The following is a 19384-nucleotide window of genomic DNA, read 5'->3' as shown; positions in this document are numbered from 1 at the left end:
AATTGAAAAAAATACCAACTACAGTATGGAAGCTAAAGAACAAAGCAATAAACATTGCGTTTTAGATAAAGGACAAAAAATGATCACTAAATTCAAGATATATGCAGGTAAATTAACGATCGCTCTAAGCGCGATCGCCTTTACTATCTTTGTAGGTTTTAATTCTTTTACTGCTTCGGCTAATGCCTCAGTAAATATAGAAGCTTTTAATAATCCTTCTGTACTAGCAGCAACAGCATCGGGAATTGGCGATCGGGTTGAAGGCTCTATGCAAGAGGGAATGGGTACAGTCAAGCGTAAAGCATCAAGCGACATAGACAACAAGGCAGAAGGTGCATTAAACGAAGCAAAAGGTAATGTAAAGCAAGGTATCGGCACTGCTAAAAACAAATTAGATGATGCCAAAGATACTGTAGGCGACAAATCAGAAAGTTTTGTAGATTCAGTTAAAGACTTCTTTGACTAAAAAAAGCTAAATAACAATTCAATGGCTATCTTATATAGCCATTGAATTGTTTAACTTATAACCCTATATCTATCAGCAAGTATTTACCATGAGCGAACAACAAGAAAACAAAACTTTTCAAGAAGATGGTATTCGTCCGATTGATAAAGGTGAGATTGATGTAGTAGATTCTTTTCAAGAAGATGGGGAACGACCAATTGCTAAAGGTCGTGATTTTTTAGTAAATAATTCCGAATCAAATGAACCTCAGAAGCATCCAGAAGAAAAAGATAAGGTAAATAGCGTATCAAAAATAGATAATAAGCAGACTACAAATAATCATGATCTAAAGGTTGTCGATACTTTTGAGGCAGATGGAGAACGTCCGATTATGGCTAATGAATACGAAGTTGTCGATACCTTAGATATTGATGGGGAACGACCAATTGCTAAAAGTCCTGATTTTTTAGTAAATAATTCCGAATCAAACGAATCTCAGAAGCAGCCAGAAGAAAAAAATAAGGTAAATAGCGTATCAAAAATAGATAATAAGCAGACTACAAATAATCATGATCTAAAGGTTGTTGATACTTTTGAAGCAGATGGGGAACGTCCCATTATGGCTAATGAATACGAAGTTGTCGATACTTTAGATATTGATGGAGAACGACCTATAACTAGAAACAATTGAAAACTATTTATTTTTCAAAATATTGAAAGCTAGTTTATAAATAAATAATCAATCTGAAGATAGAAGATATTTGAGAGTAAAAATAGTACCTTTAATTATACAACTAAAATTTGGAGAATATATATGGGTATTAAAGATAAAGCAGAAGAACTAAAGCTTAAAGCAGAAGCTAGAAGTGAAGATATTGAAGGTACAATCAGAGAAAAGTTAGGAGATTTTTCTGACGATCAACAAGCAGTTGAACATGGTCAGGAAAAACAAGAGAAAGCAGATGATTTAAGACAAGAAGCAGAAGAAAAATAATTAAATCATGGCTATATGCACTACCTATATCCAGCTAGTTGATAAATAAACAATATTCAACAAGTATCTGGGATAGAAAGTAGTATTGTTCGTGGTGAGGCAGTAGGTTAGACAAATGTATTGACTTAAGCGTGGTTATACAAGCCCTTTGTTTAGCCACGCTGTTGAAGCAACTGCTGAAATCCGAAGGGCTACCAGGTCTTAGCTCTTAGTTTTAATTATCTTTAACATAGATAATTATTAATTATTGTCGTTATCATGCCTCGATTCACCAATGCCACAGATAAAAAAAGGAGTCAAGTACATAGCATTTGCTCTTGTTAATCTAAAGTTAATCATTACTTCTTGTCTTGTTAACCTTAATGCTTTAATTCTTAAGTAAAGATGAATCACAGAATGGCAAATCAAAAATGAGTCAGGAATCAGACAATAGTAAAAAGAACTTTTTGTATCCCAAGGTAAATTATCGGGGTGAACTAACGCCTAGTAATCCTAACAATTTAGTATTTAACGCCAATTTGCAAGAATTCGCTCAAAAAGTGGTTTATATTTGCGGATTGGAAACCAATGGTAAAGTATCTTCTGATGAGGCTTATAAGCAAATTAAACAGCTATGGCATCAGTTAAAAACCTCTAAAAAAGAACTATTAGACCGTCAAGACGAAGAATCTACATAGTTGCAAGAATTATTTAAATTTCGGTAAACTCCACGCTTCAGGCTTAAATTCTGTCATGGAATTAAATACTTGATGTGCCTTTTGAAACAGCTTTTTATCAAATACTGAGTCAGGAATTACCACTACAGACATTCCCGCTGCGATCGCAGCTTCCATTCCTGCTAGAGAATCTTCAAACACCAAGCAGTTTTGGGGCGCAACATTTAATCTTTTGGCTGCCAACAGAAAGATATCTGGCGCAGGTTTTCCCTGGGCAATTTCTGCATCATCTCCCAGGGTGGTTATTTGAAAATGCTTTAACCACTGCTGATGCCTAATGGTTTTCATCTCAAAATGATGACGGGTAGAGCTAGAGGCGATCGCTTGCGGAATATTATGGTTAAATAAATGCTGAGTTAGTTTTTGTGTACCTGGTAAAGCCTCTGCTGTCTGATAAAGAGGATACAGTAACTTATTGCGTTCAACTAAATACTCTTTGGGGGTAATAGGAAGTCCAAGAGTCTCAACTAATATTTTGGCAGAATCTAAAGTCGGTCTACCAGCGATCGCCATTTTAAGCTCTTGATTAAAAGTTTTACCGTAGCGTTGAGCAACTTCTTTATTTACTCGCTCATGGAGAGATTCTGTGTCCAACAGTAATCCATCCAGATCATAAATAATATGAGTAATCATAACTTCTCAGATTTTGGTTTTTTAGTAAGTCCTACTTATAGCGGACTAAATTGACACGGTAGCGTTGTTTTTTAGTGACTGAAACATCTCCTACCTCTAATCTTCCCTTACCCCTGACTGCAATCAAATCCCCTGCCTTAACGTTGTGACTAGCTTGAGTTATTTCTTTCCAATTAACTCTAACATCATTGCTAGAAATGGCACTTGCCATTTTACTACGGGATATTCCAAAGCCAGCGGAAGCGATCGCATCTAAACGCATAGATGCTTCTACTGTAGTCATTTCTTTTTTCTTCGGTGGACGGATTTTTAATTCACTAAATTCTATCTGCTGAGTTTTGACTGCCACAGAGCGCACTTGAGTCAAAGAAGCTGTCAAAAAATCAACCATTTCTGGGACAACTATAGCCTGTGCGCCTCTCTCTCCCAGTACTAGAATATCGCCTACTTTTTCTCTAACAATACCTGTACCTAATATTGAACCCAAAAAATCTCGATGGGTAGCAGGGTCAAACAAAAAATTCCCTGCAATGTCTAATGCTGCTAATTCAACCTGTAATTCATCCAAGGGAATGTCTGGGCGAGACAAAGCAATACGCCTTCTTTCTGCTTGAGCATATCCTCCCCAAGGCAAAGCTTTAATTTCCGTAAGATTTTGCAAGATAGCCTCCACTTCGGCAACCACTGGCGGAGATAAAAAATCTGTTACGACTACTTCCCAGTTGTTTATTGCTTGGTCAGCTTTATCTATAACGCGAGTAATTTCCTTTTTATTCTCGACGCGCTTAAGTAAGTCTTCTTTTGGCAGCATTTAGTTATGATTCTCTGATTTATACTATATCTTAGCGAGAATACTGGTAGGATTTTCACTTCCGTATGACTATAACTGCCTTGCAAACCATCGACATACAATTTTTCCTTTTAGCAATTTTATTAAGCCTTTAATACTTTTGATAGATAGCAAAATATGCCTTTGTAGGGATGTCGTAGCCCCAAAAAATTTCTAAGGTTCTAAATAATGGAATTTAAGACTTTTCTATGACTATTGCCAATAAAACAAGATTTTTTAATAAATATAGTGCAATTTATAGTAGCTTGGCGATCGCCTTAAGCTTCTTATTAACTGGCTTTTATAGCGTCCAGGCAAATGCTCAGAGCAATCCCAGACAATATACCAAAGATTCATCTACACCCGTTGCTGACCCCATTTCTAGTGATGATTCTGATTATCTTAAGGGTATAGAAGCTGGGGATAGTCCCTGGGGTTTTTCTAGCGCATCAGAATCTAAATCTCTAGACAACAATTTAAATCAATTAGGTCAGTTTGATATTTCTACGGAACAAGATCAAAGAAATATAAACACACAGAGGACTTGGGACAAGTTTGGAAGTGGAGAGGAATATTCTGTGTCTATACCCATATATAAATTTTAAATACCGTTAGTTTAAATCTATGATTTTTTAGTTTTTCCTATATAGGAAGTAGGAAGTAAAATCTTGCTTGTTCAGTTTTATACCTCGCGCCTTCCCTTGCTAGGTAAGCATTCCCTTACGCCTAACGGCGACGCGGGGTCTGACCTCTGACGGCGACGCGGTGAGACAGTCCGTTGGGCGCGTTCCCCGACTTGAGCGCGAGATTCGCGGAATTTAGTTCCGCTTGAATAATCGCGCTGTTGAAGGAACTGTCGAACCCTTTAGGGGGTCGCTCGTTTTAATTCTGCCTACTTACTTAGATTATCAAAACCTGACCTAATTGTAAGAGAGTAGCTTTTTTTGATCTCCGACCAATACAGAGCTTAAATTTCGCTCTATATTGCTAATGAGTTTTTTTGAGGCAAAAACAAAAACTTGGTTGATGTTAGTTGGTTATAGGTTTTGGGAATTATATAATTATTGTTGTTACTAGTCAGATATGAGTGAAGAACAAATACTCAATGCAATTACGAATTATTGCCAAGATGACAATATTGTTTTTCAGATAATTACTCAAGATACCAAACTTTATATTTATATTAATCGAGAAACTGAAGATAGTATAGACTATAAAAACCTAAAAAACAATGTACTTTCAGCAATATCTAATTTAGATAATTTAGATATAAGAGAAGTTTATTTGTATAGCCGTATATCAAGAAACATAGAACCAGATTGGCAAATAACTTTTGACTTAAAGCCAAGTAATTTAGATGAAACTATTGATTATAAACAAGATAATACGGAATCTGGAATTAAAAGAATTGATAATAAATTAGACTTTGAAGTACCAAATTCTTTTGCCAATCGAGATAGAAGCGAAGCAAAAAAGATATCTGCATTTGATTTACCTTACGAGTCACAAGTACTTCAAAATTACGAAATATCAAGTGATATTGATGATGATTCAAAAGAAAACAAAATTTTGGCGGAGACAGAAATAGATTTAAAGTCATATTGTTTTATTCGTAACCAAACTCTTTTATCTAGTGAACTTATTGCTCCTAAGTTCAATATTGCTCAATTAACTAAAACTTTTCATGAATTTGCAAGATCTGTTAAAGAAAAACAATTACCAATCTTAAATGATTATTTTCAAAAATCTTGTAATCCTAGTACAGCTAATTTTAATCCAGAGGTAAAACTATGGTGGGATAAAATTCTGGAATTAAGCTCAGAAGAACAGCGAAAAACAGCAATTTGGTTAAGTCGGTATTGTTTTAATTCAGAAGAAACTCTTTCAATCATAGAATCAGTTTTTATAACTAAAGCTTCTATAGAAAAAGCTAAAAAAGAAACACCAGAAGAAGAAAATATTCATTCTTCAACAGAATATTCTCAGAAGCTACTAAAGCAAGATGAGCGAGTATCGCCTTCTAATAGTAGAAATAAAGACGACAATACAAACAGAAATTTAAAAGCAAAGTCAAAAAAAGGTGCTTCATCTAAAAAAAAATTACTTGTGCCTATCATTTGGCTATTCCTCACCTTATCTTTCGCAATTATTGATCTTCATAAGCCTCTAATTTCTCTGCCTGTTGCCTGTGAAAATATTGCAGCAGAAAACCAAGCTTACTGTTCTTTGGCTGCGAAAATTGTAGGAGAAGAATCGTTAAATGCTGTAATTAATAACCTACCTGAACCTTTAAAAGAAGAGGAAAATTTAGTACCAGAATCTATGATGCAAAAAGGTCTATTGAATTGTGAACTTTATGGCAATATTGCAGCGGGAGTTCCTTTTAAAGAAGCAGCATCATCCAAAATAGCTCCATTATCTTCATCTACAAAAGAAATACTGCCAGATTTTTATGTTGCCGATGTAGAGCAAACTAATTTGAAAGCGGGAAATCCCACAGTAAGAACTGCCTGTTTCTTCTACAAAGTCAAAAAAACATCTAAACCAGATGACATCAAATTCTTAGCAATGGATCAAATAGACGTTGAATGGCCAACAGTAGCCTATGAACCGACAGAAAAGATTAAATCCTTGCATACATTAAATAAGACTGTACGCACCTACAGTTTTTTGAGCATTTTTGGCATACATACATTTTTTACGGCGATCGCAATTTATCTTATAGCTATATCTGGTATGGCAATTAGGGTAGATTCTCTTGATACTTTATATCAAGCATCATTTATTTTAGGTATGACTAAATCTATTTTGAGTTTTTTTCCAGCAATAGGTTTGTCGATTCTTGTTCCTATGGAATGTTTAGCTTTAGGCATTACGAGCGGTTGTGTTAAAGGATTCACAATAGATTGGATTTCTGGCTACCCGTTTGTAGCTGTCACGGCATTACTTCTAATTTTATTAAGAACTTTATTTTCTTTTCTATTTATGGGCTTATTATCTTTTGTCTTTGGATAGGATAGCATCGCGATCGCTTTAATTTGTGTAGGATTTAATTCACATTGGGTATTTTACTTAAAAGGCTGACATTTACCACCCAAACCATCGACGATCGCACAGGTATTATGAGACATCATTTCGATATAATTATTGCTACCTCCCAAACCATCAGCATACAGTTTTTCCTTTGATAGCTTGGCATTAGCAGCACGGGCAACATTATTGATAACGCGATCGTTAGCTGTTGATTCGGCAAAAATAGTGGGTACTCCTGTTTGCCTGATTTCTGTCGCCAATTCTCGCACTTGGGAAGCAGTGGGAGAAGTATTTGTACTTAATCCTTGCAGGCTGTCATAGTTTTTTAAGCGATATGCCTGGACATAGTAGTTAAAAGAATCGTGAGTTGTCACCAAAACTCTTTGATTTTCGGGAATAGTGGCAATTTGGTCTTTAATCCAAGCGTCAAGCTGCCAAAGCTTTTGGGTTAAATCCACGCTATTTTTTAGATATACATCTGCTGCTGCGGGATTTGCTTGCAGAAATATTCCCTTAAGTAGTTCCACCATTGCCACGGTATTTTCTACGTTGTTCCAGACGTGAGGATCTGGTTCTAAATCTGCTTGTTTGTTTGTATTTGGTTTTTTCTCTTCTGTCTCCTCGTGTTCATCATGTTCAGCTAGAATTGGCTTAGTAACTGCCTGTTCATATACTGCTATCTTAGGTGCGGGAGTTTTTGTGGCATTTAGCAGCTTAATTACTTGCGGTTCTAGCTGATAACCTCCATAAAAAATTATTTGTGCTTCTTCTATCGCTTTACGTTGGGAAGGGGTAGGGCGAAAAGTATGAGGATCTTGATTTCCATCAATTAGACAGGTTAAATCAACAGTATCTTGGGCAATGGTTTTAACCAGATCGCAAATAACATTATGGGAGGCTACGACTTTTGGCTTTGTTTCGGCTTGTACTGCGTTAGCACCATATCCGACTAAGCTAGCTGCAATACTTAAAACAGCAAGATTAATTATATTTTTGATTCTGATATTTTTTAACATAATGGCGATCAATTAAATAAAACATTTCGATTTTGAGCTTTTTCCCTAGTAGCTAATAGCTAATAGCGCGACACTGCGGTCTTTGCTGCACGGAAATGCGTCGTCTCACGGCGCATATTCTGAGGGCGTAATTCTGAGCGCGAGATTCGCGCCAAGGTGCGTCCGCTTGAACAATCGCGCTTGTGGGGTTTCGCGCCCAATGTTGACCGCCCGAATCCACTCTCGCGGTGTTGGTTTCCATAACTTGAGCAAGTGTCGTAAGAAGCTAAGAGCTTTAAACTAACAAATCTGAATCTTGCTAATTCGTAGAAAGCATAATAATGATAATGATTCTAATTATTTTAAGGTAAAATGATAACGAATCTCATTATTGATCGTTAATGTTAGAAATTCGTAACCTAAGCGTAAATTATCGCCACACTTGGGCAGTTGAAAACGTCTCCTTTTGGCTACAGCCAGGACAGCTAGCTGGTTTGTTGGGTCCAAATGGAGCAGGAAAAAGCACTTTGATCAAAGCGATCTTAGATTTGGTACCTATAGCTGAGGGAGTCGTGGAATGGAAAGGTAAACCTGTCTGTCAACAATTACATAAAGTGGCTTATGTTCCTCAGCGATCGCAAATTGACTGGGACTATCCCGTAACCGTCGAGAAAGTAGTGATGATGGGGCGAATAGTTTCTACAGGCTGGTTTCGCAACTACAGTCGTCAGTCGAGATCGATAGTTAGAAATGCTTTAAAAAGAGTAGGAATGTGGCAGTATCGCCAGCATCAGATCAGGGAACTTTCAGGGGGACAACAGCAGCGGGTTTTTTTGGCTAGAGCGATCGCTCAATCAGCAGATTTGTTATTATTGGACGAACCATTTAACAATGTAGATCGACAGACAGAAGCAATTATTTTTGATGTCTTTGGCGAATTAAAAGCCCAACAAAAAACACTTTTAGTTATCAGTCACGATTTAGGCGAAACTCTAAACAATTATGACCAGCTATTATTATTAAATAAAACCTTAGTGGCATCTGGAACTCAAGCCGAAGTGTTAACCAATGAAAACATTAATCAGGCATACGACAGATACTTTAAGCCTAGCTATCAATCACTAACAATTAACCAGCAGCCTGCAAATGTTAACTTGGTTAGTTGAACCCCTAGAATTTGAATTTATGCGTCAGGCGATCGCCATTGGCATATCCTTGGGTATCTTAGGTGCGGTGGTGGGTAGCTATTTGATTTTGCAGCAGATGGGCATGATGAGTGGAGTGATTTCCCATGCCGTGCTACCAGGAATTTCTATTGCCTTTTTCTTGGAAATAAATTTAGCAATTGGCGCATTTGTGGCAGGAATATTAAGTGCTTTAGTGGTCATGGGTATCCAAAAGCGATCGCGAATTAAGGTTGATGCAGCCATGGCGTTAACCCTAACCAGTTTTTTAGCCCTGGGAGTAATTTTAATTACTTCCTTAAAAACAAATCAGGTCAACTTAGACGAGATTTTATTCGGGGATATTTTAGGAGTAACCAGCAGTGATGTTTGGCGCACGGTAATCATTACAGCCATTATTTTGCTATTAACTAGGTTATTTTACAAAGAATTAGAATTTTACACCTTCGATCCTTTAGGGGCAAAAGCCTCTGGTTTACCAGTTAATCTGCTTTATTTTGGCTTAATTTGCGCTATCACCCTCACAATTGTTGCCAGTATGCAAACCGTAGGGGTATTGCTGGTGATGTCTCTATTAGTTGGCCCTGCAATTACTTCCTATCTAATAGTCAAAGAACTATCGCAAATGATGTTCCTTGGAGCATTAATCGGCGTAGCTTCCAGCATTACAGGAATGTACTGTAGTTATTATTTCGATTTACCTTCTGGTGCTGCGATTGTCATGGTAATATTTGCTTTTTTCTTATTAGCATTTACCTTTAGCCCAAGTCAGGGAATCTTGACCGAACCCAAATTTAAAAACAAAATTCAAAGTTGGTTTAAAGGCTTTTTTAATAGATAACTTTTTATAGATCCATTAAATCAACCGTAGCAATCACCAAGACTAAATTTGCTAAATTTCCTCAGATCGCTTTAAGATAATTTCAGCTTGAACGAAATTTAATTTATCATGTCCGATCTACAAAAAAAACTAAGCCAGGACGTTGCAGAGATCAGCTGGAAGGATTTGCAGCCTCACGCTAAAAGAGATGCCATAATTGTGATCCAAGATAAATTGGATCTACCTGAAGTAGCAGCAGCGATCGCTCAAGATAATGCCGCTTCAGTTCAAAATTGGATCACTAATCAATTAATTGCCAAGCCGACTGTCGAACAGTTAACGGAGTGGAACAGTCATTTAGAAAAGGAATTTGCAGCTTTGATAGTACAACCTTTTGTTGTCATCAAAGAAGTAAGCCACAGTTAGGGTAGTTAGGACAGTTTTTTTTAGGAGTTACTTGTTAGCCATTGGTGACAAGTTAAGAAAAAGCAGTTTTAGTCAATGCGAAATCTGGATTGAAAGAAATTTATACGGTGATCGTTATTTAAGGAGTTAAAATTCATGAAAAATATCTTAAAAGCTAATAGCTAAGAGCTAATAGCTAAAAACCGATTGACAAACAACGAAGTATTTTAACTTGTCACAATTACTTAATAGCCAACTGTAATTGCTCAATAATCTTGTCTTCAGTGCCTGAAGCCCAATAAGCAAAACGCCTAGCTAGTACAGGGGCAAATACCAAAGTGCTGGTAAAGCCTGAAAACAAATAAATTCCCTTGATATTAGCTAAATTACCTACTAGAGCGATCGCTTGATTGTTAAACGCTACCAAACAACTGTGGCAAGTACCAGGAATATCTTCCAATAGAGGTAGAACATTACCCACCTGTTCGCGGATTTGTGCTTCTGCTGCCAAAGGATCGAGCTTGGTGTTTGGGTTAGGAGCGATCGCGCTAATTTGCCCTATACATAAGCTACCGTCTTGAAACTGCACTGCCCCAGGATCGAGGATTAGTTTAGCAAGCTGATCGTCAGGAGGATTCCAGGCGGTTTCTGGCTCTAATTCTTGGGCTTTGGCTTGTAAGCTAAATCTTTGCTGCACGGCTGGCATGACCACCGTTGCTAATTCTAAATCTACGGGAGGGGTGGTAATTAGTTGAGCATGGGTGAAATAGTTGCCTATAGTAATGTTTGCCTGTTGTAAAAGCGATCGCGATAGTCCCCCCGCACAAACTACGGTGTTTGCAGCATGATAGAAATCATTTAGGGTTTGCACTCCCGTAACACAATCTTTTTGACGCAGTAAATCTACTACCTCCTGATAAACTATTTCGCCACCGTTACGTTTGAATGCTTGCAAATAGGCATCGGTAGTCTTTTGGGGGTGAATATGACCATGAGGTAGCTTTAATACTCCTGCGATCGCATTAGGATTAAGTAAGGGTTCTAAGATACAGGCATCTTGAACACTTAATAATTCTGGAGTAATGGCAAAGCGAGCGTAATTTTGAGCAATGACTTCGGGATCGTCTTGGCGATCTATGGTTAGTACCAAATCTAGCTCTCTAAACTCTGTTTCTCCTCCTAATTCTTCTGTCAAGTTGCGATGTAGCTCGATTCCCTCTTTCCCTAAAATGCGAGTCAAATCATCTACACCTGACCAATAAGGTAAACCCCCATAGCTATATACAGTAGCGTTATCAGGCTTGGGGTCTTTTTCTAATAAAAGTACCGTAAATCCCTGTTGACTAAGCTCATAAGCAAGACAAGCACCAGTTATCCCTGCACCAATTACAATCCAATCGTATGTCGCCATTTATTTGTTGTTTAGTTGCGCCTTAGCCTGTTGCCAAAGAGATTCTAACTCATTGATATCGTAGTCTGTAAGCGAACCAGAAGCTAACTTTTCCATTATTGTCAAACGTTGAATAAAGCGACGGTTTGTTCCCTGTAAGCCATCAAAAGGATTTAAGTCATACCAGCGAGCAATATTGATTATAGTAAACAGCAAATCGCCTAATTCTTCTTGCTGATGAACTTTATTTTCAGTTGCCAAAGCTTCTTTCAACTCTGCTAACTCCTCATCAAATTTATCCCAAACTCCCTGCACATTTGACCATTCAAAACCTGCTGAGGCTGCCTTGGTAGATATTTTCATCCCTGCCATCAAAGGGGGCAAACTGCGGGCATAACGTTCCAGTTTACGGCTGAGTAACTTGGCTTCTTCTGGGGTTTCACCTTTTTCAATAGCTTTAATTTGCTCCCAGTTTTGATTTACCTCGGCTGCGCTGTTAACTTCTAGATCACCAAATACATGAGGATGACGACGAATGAGCTTTTCGGTGATGCCTGTAGCGACTTCTTCTAAAGTAAAGTCTTGCTGTTCACTAGCTATCTGAGTTTGTAACACCACCTGTAACAGTAAATCTCCCAACTCTTCGGCGATCGCCTTTTTATCTCCGCCCTGAATTGCATCTACTACTTCATACGCCTCTTCAATCACATAGGGAATTAGGGTTTGAGGAGTCTGTGCTAAATCCCATGGACATCCTCCCTCAGGCGATCGCAATTGAGCAACCACTTCAATTAAACGTTGTAGAGCATCTAAAATAGATTGGCTAGTTGACGAATGAAAACTCATGCAAACAATAGCTAACTGAGCTAATTACTTTATTCTTTCATAACTGTATAACAACACAGTGGCATTGTGCAGAATTCAAAAATTATAAATCTTAAAGAGCGATTCGTTCTTATCTTGCATGGTTGTTTTACATAACATTGTTCAACATCGACACTTTGATTGACCAAACAAATATAAAATCTAAATAAATAAAAAATTTTGACTGAGTATATGATCTCCAAGAAGGCTGCTGAGACTAGTAAAACCATAAGACCGATCGCGGCTAGTTCTATTTACGGTATTGTGTTCCACAAAGGCTTTCTTTGGGCGATCGATTCTCAAAGCGGATATTTACTAGAGATCGAACCAGAGACTAACAACACTAAAGTTTTAAATACTCATTACTGGTCAGATTTTTTGGGCGCAACAGGTTTAGCCATTACTGATGACGTTCTTTGGTTTACTAACCGAGAATGTGTTTACTGCTGTTCGTTGATCACTCAAGATTTTGAACCTCAGTTATTTTTGCGCTTAGATTGTGACATTGAAGGGATTGCTGTTTGGGAATCGACTATTTATCTTACCAGTCAAAAACAAGGCAAGATCTTAATTTACGATCGCGATCGCCGTACTAAAATAACCCACTTTTATGCTCCTGGAATTGGGGTAGAAAACATTACCATTAAAGATGAAGAGATTTGGCTGAGTGATACTTTAGAACAAACTGTTTACTGTCTCGATCGGGCAACAGGAGAAACTATCTTTAGTGTTTTGACTCCCTTCACCTCGCCTACAGGGTTGGCTTTCGATCTCGATCGAGAAACAGAAAAAGAGACTTTATATATAGCCTATGCCGATCGCGAGGTCTATATCCGCGACAACCCCAACGCAGAACCCAATTACGAATTGCAGTATCGCGATCGCACCTTTATTCATCCGCTTTATTTTCATTACAATCACGAGCAAAAATATGCTCTTTCCAACGGCTATCTAGTGGAAATGTCTTATGCAGAGGAGGTTTCTCCTCTCGATCCCATCGAGTTTAAAAACTTAGAGTGGCGTATGGCTTTACCTGCTGAGACAAACAGACAGAAAATCAGAGAAGTTAGGGCGATCGGCTTACCGTTTACAGAAGAGGTTAAGGATGGGCAACGAATTGCCGTATTTAAGTTTAATGATTTTAATTCTGAACAGCGTTATATCTTTGGCTGGAAAGCAATTTTAGAAGTCTGGAGTATCAAATATCAAATCAAACCCAACCAGTGCGAAAACACTTCCGAACTTAAGGAGGAATATCAGCAAAAATATCTAACAGATAATGATAATTTAGCTATGGATACGGAGATTATTCGTCAAGCTGCCCTTAGCGCGATCGGCTCAGAAACGAATATTTTGCGTCAAGTCTATAGTATCCGCAACTATGTCTATGATAAATTGGCTTACGGCATCAAACCCCATATTGATACTCCCGATATTGTGCTGAAGCGCGGTGTAGGTTCTTGTGGAGAATATCTGGGCTTACTTCTAGCTTTATGTCGTCTTAACGGTATAGCCTGTCGTACCGTTGGTAGATACAAATGTCCTGGCGATCCTCTCAAGCTAAATATGCCTTTACAGCCTGATTTTAACCATGTTTGGATGGAGTTCTATCTTCCTAACTATGGCTGGCTACCAATGGAATCTAATCCCGACGATCTCTTTGAGGGGGGTCCCTATCCCACCCGCTTTTTTATGGGATTGGCTTGGTATCATGCAGAGATGGCAAAAGATACAACTTTTGAAATGATTACCAGTGAGGGAGTAAGAGTAGAAAAGGAAAAGGTTTCAATCGGCGCGTTAGCTTTAAATCATATACGCTTTGTAATTTTAGAAGAATTAAATCCCGAACATTCTTTGGACGCTGATGTTACGCACTAATTAACCTGTGAAGAGTAGGTAGGGCGGGCGGAAACGCTCCCGTTTAAGGAGCTTGTTCCACGCCCGTCAGGGATTTTATTTTTTTGCTTCCACGCGCTTTATGAAAGTATGGATTTTTCGTTATTCCGCGTAACGTCAGTAAATAAAAAGATTTTTTTTACAAGTTGAATTTGAATAAATTTTACAATTTATTGTAGATAATGAGACTCTAGTTAATAGGGCAGAAAATTAAGGTTAATGTTTACGTCAGGGGTTTGGGGAGGGCGTAACGTCAACGGACATCACAAGGGGGCGAAGAGGTTCGCCCCTCGTGTCCTCCCCAACAGGACGGCGCTTATAAAGGGGCGAATACATTCGCCCCAGCATTGAATTATGGTTTTACAGATAAATTTCATGTATAAGAGAGAGAATAAGCCTCATTTAAACCGCGTCTAATTTGAAACCCATAGTTTTTAAGATAAAGGACTTGTCGGCATATACTGTTCGAGGGATTAGGGACTGGGGACTAGGAATTAGGAATACAAGTTGTTCCTAAAAATAAAACTACAGTTTTCTATGTGGACGCGGTTTAATTCACATCAGGCGTACCAAAGTACCTTCTATAGATGCAAAAATTCTTGAGCTTTATTGACCACATTAGCCAGAGAATCAGGTTTGAAAGGAGAAACCAAGTTAGCCGAACTTACCAACTCCTGAAACGGAGCTTTTCCACCCCGTTGACATAGGGCAATATAGTCAGTTAGGGTTTGTTCAAAATCAGATTCCGCTTTGACCCAAAACTGCATCGCACAGCACAAAGCAAGGGTGTAATCGATGTAGTAAAAAGGATAGCAATAAATATGCAGTTTTTCTTGCCACAAACCACCTTGGGCAGGGTATGCTAAATCGCCATACTGTCGCCAGGGAAGATAACGCGCCTCCATTTGTTGCCACATTTGGTTTCTTGCTTGAGGCGTGGCTTCGGGGTTAGCATAGACTAAATGCTGAAAATGGTCAACCGCACAGCCATAGGGCAGAAATAAGATTGATTGTGCCAAATGAATTTCTCGAAAACGGTCTGCATCATCACCAAAGAACTTATCCATCTGTGACCAAGTTAAAAACTCCAAACTCATAGAATGAATTTCGCAGGATTCATAGGTAGGCCAAAGATAGTCGGTAGGAAGATTACGGCTTTTCCAAGCCTGAAAAGCATGACCCATTTCGTGAGTGAAAACTTCAACATCCCCTTGGGTGCCGTTGAAATTGGCAAAGATATAGGGAACACCCTCTTGAGGAAAACCAGTACAGAAGCCACCACCAGCTTTACCAGGGCGAGTTTTGAGATCGAGAAAGTTGCCTTGGTTCATCAGCTTAAAAAAGCTGCCTAACTCTGGGTGCAGATTATCAAACATCGATTGTGCCTGGTTTAGCATCCAGTCATGATCTCCCTGGGGTTTTGGGTTTCCCTGTAGATCGAATACCGACTCATCCCAAAAGTTAACTGCATCTAAGTTGAGCTTTTCGGCTTTTTTGGCAATGATTTTTTGCGCTAAGGGAACGACATTATCTACTACTCCTTGACGATAATTTTCCACGTCAGCTTCCGTGTAGTCGATGCGCTGCATCCGCTTGTAGCCTAAACCGATATAGTTGTCGTAACCTAACTTCTGCGCCATACCATGACGTAACTTAACTAGCCGATCAAAAATACTGTCTAGCTGAGATTGATGCTGAGTAAAGAAATCCCAGCGGGCTTTTTCTGCTTGATAACGGATATGGCGATCGCTATCTTGAGTATATTTACGAATCCCCGACAGGTTTACTGTCTCTCCTTGAAACTCGATTTCAGCCGAGGCTAAAAGTTCTACATACTGATTAACGAGTTTAGACTCTTGAACCAAATCAGCTTCAATTGCGGGTTCAAAAGTGGTAACATCTGCTGACCAGAGACTAAAAGCTTGCTTGCCTAAAATCGACTCAAATTCTTCTCGATCGGGACTATCTAATAATCTTTGCTTCATGGCGATCGCCAATGCAGTTAGTTTTGGCTGTAGTTCATCACTATATTCCTGCGCCTGTTTATAATCTTTGTTGGTTGTATCTTGACTAAAATGGAGGGAGGTCAAAGCAGACCAATTATCTAAGCGACGACGTAAGTTATCCCACTGTTGTAAAGCCTGTTTTTTTGCCTCTGTAGTATCTGCCTCATCTAAAGCAGCATTAATACTCTCATACTCTGCGCTAACATCTTCTATAGTAGGCGTTTGGGCTTGAATATCGGCAAAATTAAGCGTCGTCTGGCTCATGATTAACTAAAAATAAACAGTTACAATTACACCTAAAATTTTAGCGAAGTTTGCTGCTTCCAAGTATGGATCGAACATTTATTACCAATATACAAAAGCTGATCGAACGCGATCGCGATTTGGCTAAAATAGTTGAAGCTTATGGCTATCCGCCTCAGTGGAAAAGAGATCCTGGTTTTGCGACTCTAATTCAGATTATTTTAGAACAGCAGGTTTCACTCGCTTCGGCTAAGGCAGCTTTTGAGCGTCTGAAGAACTTTGTAGGAGAATTAACTCCAGACAGCTTTTTAGCTTTGGATGATATTGAACTTAAAGCGATTGGCTTTAGTCGCCAGAAAACCAGATATGGTCGTGAATTGTCTCAAGCGATCGCCGATCGCACCTTAGATTTAGCAAGTTTGCACGAACTAGATGACTTAACCATTAGAAAGAAACTAACCGCAATCAAAGGTATTGGTGACTGGACTGTAGATATGTACTTAATGATGGCTTTGCAACGCCTGGATGTATTTCCCTCTAAGGATTTAGCTGTGGCGATCGCCGTCAAAGAAATCAAAAACCTTACAACTCGTCCCAAAGCAGCAGAATTAGAGTCGATTACTCAATCTTGGCAACCCTATAGAGCCGTTGCTACGCAAATTCTGTGGCACTATTATCTTAATCGTCAACCCCTAAAAAAAGCCAAGTGATTTTGGCAATCTCTGACCTCTGACTTGCACAACCTTAAAATTATTAGTAACGCCGATTTTTGCTAAATTTTTTCGAGAATTAAATTAAGACGATCGCTAATTCTCCCCTGCCAACCTGGTTCAATAATATTTGTGCCTGTAGGTTCAGTAATAATTGCTGGGGAATCTATTATATCTCCTGGTTGAAGACTTTCTCTTTGATATACAGAGGCATCATGCCAAGCATCAGCAGTGTAGATAGGAACGGATGTAACTGCTTGAGGTGAATTATTATTTTGCCGTTTAATCAGGTTGAATTCGGGACTATAGGTCGGGCAAATTAATTCGATAGAGATGGTTTCTACCACAAGATCTTTGCCAGCCATTACAAAGCCATAGCGTTGAGTATATTGTTGTTCAAACTGCGATCGCATTGCTGGAATATCAGCAAAATCTACAATCAGGCTAGAGTCTACCCCGCTATATTTGAGATGTACCTTCGCTAAAATTTGGGCTTCTGGTGTTTCAACTACCAATTCTGTTTCGGCTTGAGTGGTTAATGTTTGGAAAGCCTGTTCTAAAGTTGCTAGTAACTCTGGTTTTAATTCTGCTTCAATAGATTTCTCTTTCATAATTCTCATCTCCGCTAGCCCGATACCATAGGCAGATAACACTCCCGCGTAGGGATGAATAAAAATTCGCTTGATGCCCAACACATCGGCAATTAGACAGGCGTGCTGTCCCCCCGCGCCACCAAAGCAACAAAGAGTGTAGGTAGAAACATCGTAACCTTTTTGTAAAGATATCTTTTTAATAGCATTTGCCATATTCGCTACTGCGATCGCTAAAAACCCAGAGGCAATTTGTTCGGGAGTTTTACCGTCTTGAATTTGGTTAGCTAAAGTTTGAAATTTTTCTTGGGCAATCTGCCGATCTAAAGGTGCATTACCTTCGATCCCAAATACTTTTGGAAAAAACTCTGGCTGAAGTTTCCCTACCATTACGTTGCAATCAGTAACGGTTAAATCACCACCCTTGCCATAGGCAGCAGCCCCAGGATTCGCCCCTGCTGATTCAGGACCTACCCGATAGCGACTACCATCAAAGTAAAGAATTGAACCGCCTCCCGCTGCTACGGTATGGATGGACATCATCGGCGATCGCAATCGCACTCCCGCCACTTCTGTTTCTAAGCTACGTTCATACTCTCCTGCATAATGACTGACATCGGTGGACGTTCCCCCCATATCAAAGCCAATTATCTTGTCATAGCCAGCCAAAGCACAGGTTTTGACTGCCCCCACAATGCCCCCCGCAGGACCAGAAAGAATGCTATCTTTGCCTTGAAACAAATCTGCATCTACTAGTCCACCATTGGACTGCATAAACATTAGTTTAACTGGGTTTTGAGCTGTATCTAAGTGTTGGGTAAAGCGATCTACATAACGACGCAAAATAGGCGAAAGATAGGCATCGACAACGGTAGTGTCTCCCCGCGAGATAAATTTAATTAACGGGCTAACCTGATGGGAAATAGATATTTGAGTAAAGCCAACTTCACGGGCAATACTGGCAACTTCTAACTCATGGTGAGGAAAGCGATAGCTGTGCAGCAAAACAATGGCGCAACTGCGTATTCCTGAGTTGTATGCAGCCTGTAGATCTTGTTTTGCTTTTGATGTATCTACAGGAATTAGTTCATTGCCCTGGGCATCATAACGTTCGTTGATTTCTACTACCTGTTCGTAAAGCATTTGGGGCAGAATAATCTCTAAGGCAAAAATATCAGGACGGTTTTGATAGCCAATACGCAGAGCATCTTTAAATCCTTGAGTGATGGCTAAAACAGTGCGATCGCCTTTTCTCTCTAGAAGGGCGTTAGTTGCCACTGTTGTTCCCATTTTGATCGCTTCTATCTCGGCTGTAGGAATGGGCTGATGGCGATCGATGCCCATCACGTCTCTAATTCCCTGAATCGGTGCATCCTCGTATTGTTCAGAATTTTCTGATAACAACTTATGAATTACAATTTCTCCTGCGGGGTTTTGGGCAACAATATCGGTAAATGTGCCACCGCGATCAATCCAAAATTGCCAACGTGAACTCATAGCCAAGTTATATTCTACGCCTGATATATATTATTTTGTTTAAGTTTATTGGTTTTTTGCTGTTGGTTGACACATAAGATGGAAATGCAGCAATAATTTTAATTTTCTCTACGAACATTAAAGAATTTGATGGC

The 19384-nt window shown here is 39.0% G+C and carries 19 protein-coding genes; 11 read left to right on the top strand and 8 right to left on the bottom strand.

The features are described from left to right. Positions 1-25 precede the first annotated feature (25 nt). From SLP02_RS24330 to SLP02_RS24315, 4 genes are all read left to right on the top strand, one after another. Positions 26-466 (top strand): CsbD family protein, encoded by a 441-nt coding sequence (locus SLP02_RS24330; RefSeq protein WP_319423310.1) that lies wholly within the window; start codon positions 26-28, stop codon positions 464-466. 88 nt (positions 467-554) lie between these two features. Continuing rightward, the gene (locus SLP02_RS24325) at positions 555-1136 is read left to right on the top strand and encodes a hypothetical protein (protein ID WP_319423309.1); all 582 of its coding nucleotides are present in this window, start codon (positions 555-557) and stop codon (positions 1134-1136) included. Positions 1137-1259: 123 nt separating this feature from the next. Further along, positions 1260-1439 (top strand): hypothetical protein, encoded by a 180-nt coding sequence (locus tag SLP02_RS24320; protein ID WP_319423308.1) that lies wholly within the window; start codon positions 1260-1262, stop codon positions 1437-1439. A gap of 410 nt (positions 1440-1849) precedes the next feature. Next, complete coding sequence (locus tag SLP02_RS24315; RefSeq protein WP_319423307.1) at positions 1850-2116, top strand: DUF7219 family protein; 267 nt, start codon at positions 1850-1852, stop codon at positions 2114-2116. A gap of 9 nt (positions 2117-2125) precedes the next feature. Here the strand turns inward: SLP02_RS24315 and SLP02_RS24310 are convergent, their stop codons facing one another. Together SLP02_RS24310 and SLP02_RS24305 are read right to left on the bottom strand one after the other, a co-directional pair. Continuing rightward, on the bottom strand, positions 2126-2788 hold the full coding sequence (locus tag SLP02_RS24310) for an HAD-IA family hydrolase (RefSeq protein WP_319423306.1): 663 nt from the start codon (positions 2786-2788) through the stop codon (positions 2126-2128). Positions 2789-2819: 31 nt separating this feature from the next. Continuing rightward, the gene (locus SLP02_RS24305; RefSeq protein ID WP_319423305.1) at positions 2820-3599 is read right to left on the bottom strand and encodes a photosystem II S4 domain protein; all 780 of its coding nucleotides are present in this window, start codon (positions 3597-3599) and stop codon (positions 2820-2822) included. Positions 3600-3826: 227 nt separating this feature from the next. On the opposite strand from SLP02_RS24305, the gene SLP02_RS24300 reads away from it, so the two are divergent. Beyond that, entirely contained in the window at positions 3827-4222 is a 396-nt protein-coding gene (locus SLP02_RS24300; RefSeq protein WP_319423304.1) for a hypothetical protein, read from the top strand. A gap of 478 nt (positions 4223-4700) precedes the next feature. After that, the gene (locus SLP02_RS24295) at positions 4701-6632 is read left to right on the top strand and encodes a hypothetical protein (RefSeq protein WP_319423303.1); all 1932 of its coding nucleotides are present in this window, start codon (positions 4701-4703) and stop codon (positions 6630-6632) included. Positions 6633-6685: 53 nt separating this feature from the next. Here the strand turns inward: SLP02_RS24295 and SLP02_RS24290 are convergent, their stop codons facing one another. Together SLP02_RS24290 and SLP02_RS24285 are read right to left on the bottom strand one after the other, a co-directional pair. After that, positions 6686-7666, bottom strand: a complete 981-nt coding sequence (locus SLP02_RS24290) for a metal ABC transporter substrate-binding protein (RefSeq protein WP_319423302.1) — start codon at positions 7664-7666, stop codon at positions 6686-6688. Between the two features lie 52 nt (positions 7667-7718). After that, on the bottom strand, positions 7719-7907 hold the full coding sequence (locus tag SLP02_RS24285) for a hypothetical protein (protein WP_319423301.1): 189 nt from the start codon (positions 7905-7907) through the stop codon (positions 7719-7721). Between the two features lie 139 nt (positions 7908-8046). Between SLP02_RS24285 and SLP02_RS24280 the strand changes: the two genes are divergently transcribed. The 3 genes from SLP02_RS24280 to SLP02_RS24270 all read left to right on the top strand — a co-directional run bounded on the left by SLP02_RS24280 (position 8047) and on the right by SLP02_RS24270 (position 10075). After that, positions 8047-8811, top strand: a complete 765-nt coding sequence (locus tag SLP02_RS24280) for a metal ABC transporter ATP-binding protein (protein ID WP_319423300.1) — start codon at positions 8047-8049, stop codon at positions 8809-8811. Beyond that, positions 8792-9670 carry a metal ABC transporter permease gene (locus SLP02_RS24275; RefSeq protein WP_319423299.1) on the top strand — a complete coding sequence of 293 codons (879 nt, stop codon included), beginning with the start codon at positions 8792-8794 and terminating at the stop codon, positions 9668-9670. Before SLP02_RS24280 ends, SLP02_RS24275 begins: the two co-directional genes overlap by 20 nt. Before the next feature lie 108 nt (positions 9671-9778). Further along, positions 9779-10075 (top strand): DUF2288 family protein, encoded by a 297-nt coding sequence (locus SLP02_RS24270; protein WP_319423298.1) that lies wholly within the window; start codon positions 9779-9781, stop codon positions 10073-10075. Between the two features lie 220 nt (positions 10076-10295). Here the strand turns inward: SLP02_RS24270 and SLP02_RS24265 are convergent, their stop codons facing one another. Both SLP02_RS24265 and mazG read right to left on the bottom strand, forming a co-directional pair. Then, entirely contained in the window at positions 10296-11465 is a 1170-nt protein-coding gene (locus tag SLP02_RS24265; protein ID WP_319423297.1) for an NAD(P)/FAD-dependent oxidoreductase, read from the bottom strand. After that, complete coding sequence (mazG, locus tag SLP02_RS24260; RefSeq protein WP_319423296.1) at positions 11466-12290, bottom strand: nucleoside triphosphate pyrophosphohydrolase; 825 nt, start codon at positions 12288-12290, stop codon at positions 11466-11468. Between the two features lie 210 nt (positions 12291-12500). Here mazG and SLP02_RS24255 point away from each other — a divergent pair, with 210 nt between their 5' ends. Further along, entirely contained in the window at positions 12501-14186 is a 1686-nt protein-coding gene (locus tag SLP02_RS24255; protein WP_319423295.1) for a transglutaminase family protein, read from the top strand. Between the two features lie 599 nt (positions 14187-14785). On the opposite strand, the gene SLP02_RS24250 is transcribed toward SLP02_RS24255, so the two are convergent. Continuing rightward, the gene (locus SLP02_RS24250) at positions 14786-16474 is read right to left on the bottom strand and encodes a M3 family oligoendopeptidase (protein WP_319423294.1); all 1689 of its coding nucleotides are present in this window, start codon (positions 16472-16474) and stop codon (positions 14786-14788) included. A gap of 65 nt (positions 16475-16539) precedes the next feature. Here SLP02_RS24250 and SLP02_RS24245 point away from each other — a divergent pair, with 65 nt between their 5' ends. After that, on the top strand, positions 16540-17163 hold the full coding sequence (locus tag SLP02_RS24245) for a DNA-3-methyladenine glycosylase family protein (RefSeq protein ID WP_319423293.1): 624 nt from the start codon (positions 16540-16542) through the stop codon (positions 17161-17163). 62 nt (positions 17164-17225) lie between these two features. On the opposite strand, the gene SLP02_RS24240 is transcribed toward SLP02_RS24245, so the two are convergent. Further along, a complete protein-coding gene (locus SLP02_RS24240; RefSeq protein ID WP_319423292.1) occupies positions 17226-19250 on the bottom strand; it encodes a hydantoinase/oxoprolinase family protein in 2025 nt (674 codons plus the stop codon). Positions 19251-19384: the final 134 nt, after the last annotated feature.

Source organism: Pleurocapsa sp. FMAR1 (genome assembly GCF_963665995.1).
Classification (GTDB): domain Bacteria; phylum Cyanobacteriota; class Cyanobacteriia; order Cyanobacteriales; family Xenococcaceae; genus Waterburya.
This window is presented reverse-complemented; position numbering and strand designations above follow the sequence as displayed.

Excerpts from the sequence above, each read along its gene's own strand:
- SLP02_RS24330 (WP_319423310.1), top strand. The coding sequence starts at position 26 with ATGGAAGCTAAAGAACAAAGCAATAAACATTGCGTTTTAGATAAAGGA.
- SLP02_RS24325 (WP_319423309.1), top strand. The coding sequence starts at position 555 with ATGAGCGAACAACAAGAAAACAAAACTTTTCAAGAAGATGGTATTCGT.
- SLP02_RS24320 (WP_319423308.1), top strand. The coding sequence starts at position 1,260 with ATGGGTATTAAAGATAAAGCAGAAGAACTAAAGCTTAAAGCAGAAGCT.
- SLP02_RS24315 (WP_319423307.1), top strand. The coding sequence starts at position 1,850 with ATGAGTCAGGAATCAGACAATAGTAAAAAGAACTTTTTGTATCCCAAG.
- SLP02_RS24310 (WP_319423306.1), bottom strand. The coding sequence starts at position 2,788 with ATGATTACTCATATTATTTATGATCTGGATGGATTACTGTTGGACACA.
- SLP02_RS24305 (WP_319423305.1), bottom strand. The coding sequence starts at position 3,599 with ATGCTGCCAAAAGAAGACTTACTTAAGCGCGTCGAGAATAAAAAGGAA.
- SLP02_RS24300 (WP_319423304.1), top strand. The coding sequence starts at position 3,827 with ATGACTATTGCCAATAAAACAAGATTTTTTAATAAATATAGTGCAATT.
- SLP02_RS24295 (WP_319423303.1), top strand. The coding sequence starts at position 4,701 with ATGAGTGAAGAACAAATACTCAATGCAATTACGAATTATTGCCAAGAT.
- SLP02_RS24290 (WP_319423302.1), bottom strand. The coding sequence starts at position 7,666 with ATGTTAAAAAATATCAGAATCAAAAATATAATTAATCTTGCTGTTTTA.
- SLP02_RS24285 (WP_319423301.1), bottom strand. The coding sequence starts at position 7,907 with ATGGAAACCAACACCGCGAGAGTGGATTCGGGCGGTCAACATTGGGCG.
- SLP02_RS24280 (WP_319423300.1), top strand. The coding sequence starts at position 8,047 with ATGTTAGAAATTCGTAACCTAAGCGTAAATTATCGCCACACTTGGGCA.
- SLP02_RS24275 (WP_319423299.1), top strand. The coding sequence starts at position 8,792 with ATGTTAACTTGGTTAGTTGAACCCCTAGAATTTGAATTTATGCGTCAG.
- SLP02_RS24270 (WP_319423298.1), top strand. The coding sequence starts at position 9,779 with ATGTCCGATCTACAAAAAAAACTAAGCCAGGACGTTGCAGAGATCAGC.
- SLP02_RS24265 (WP_319423297.1), bottom strand. The coding sequence starts at position 11,465 with ATGGCGACATACGATTGGATTGTAATTGGTGCAGGGATAACTGGTGCT.
- mazG (WP_319423296.1), bottom strand. The coding sequence starts at position 12,290 with ATGAGTTTTCATTCGTCAACTAGCCAATCTATTTTAGATGCTCTACAA.
- SLP02_RS24255 (WP_319423295.1), top strand. The coding sequence starts at position 12,501 with ATGATCTCCAAGAAGGCTGCTGAGACTAGTAAAACCATAAGACCGATC.
- SLP02_RS24250 (WP_319423294.1), bottom strand. The coding sequence starts at position 16,474 with ATGAGCCAGACGACGCTTAATTTTGCCGATATTCAAGCCCAAACGCCT.
- SLP02_RS24245 (WP_319423293.1), top strand. The coding sequence starts at position 16,540 with ATGGATCGAACATTTATTACCAATATACAAAAGCTGATCGAACGCGAT.
- SLP02_RS24240 (WP_319423292.1), bottom strand. The coding sequence starts at position 19,250 with ATGAGTTCACGTTGGCAATTTTGGATTGATCGCGGTGGCACATTTACC.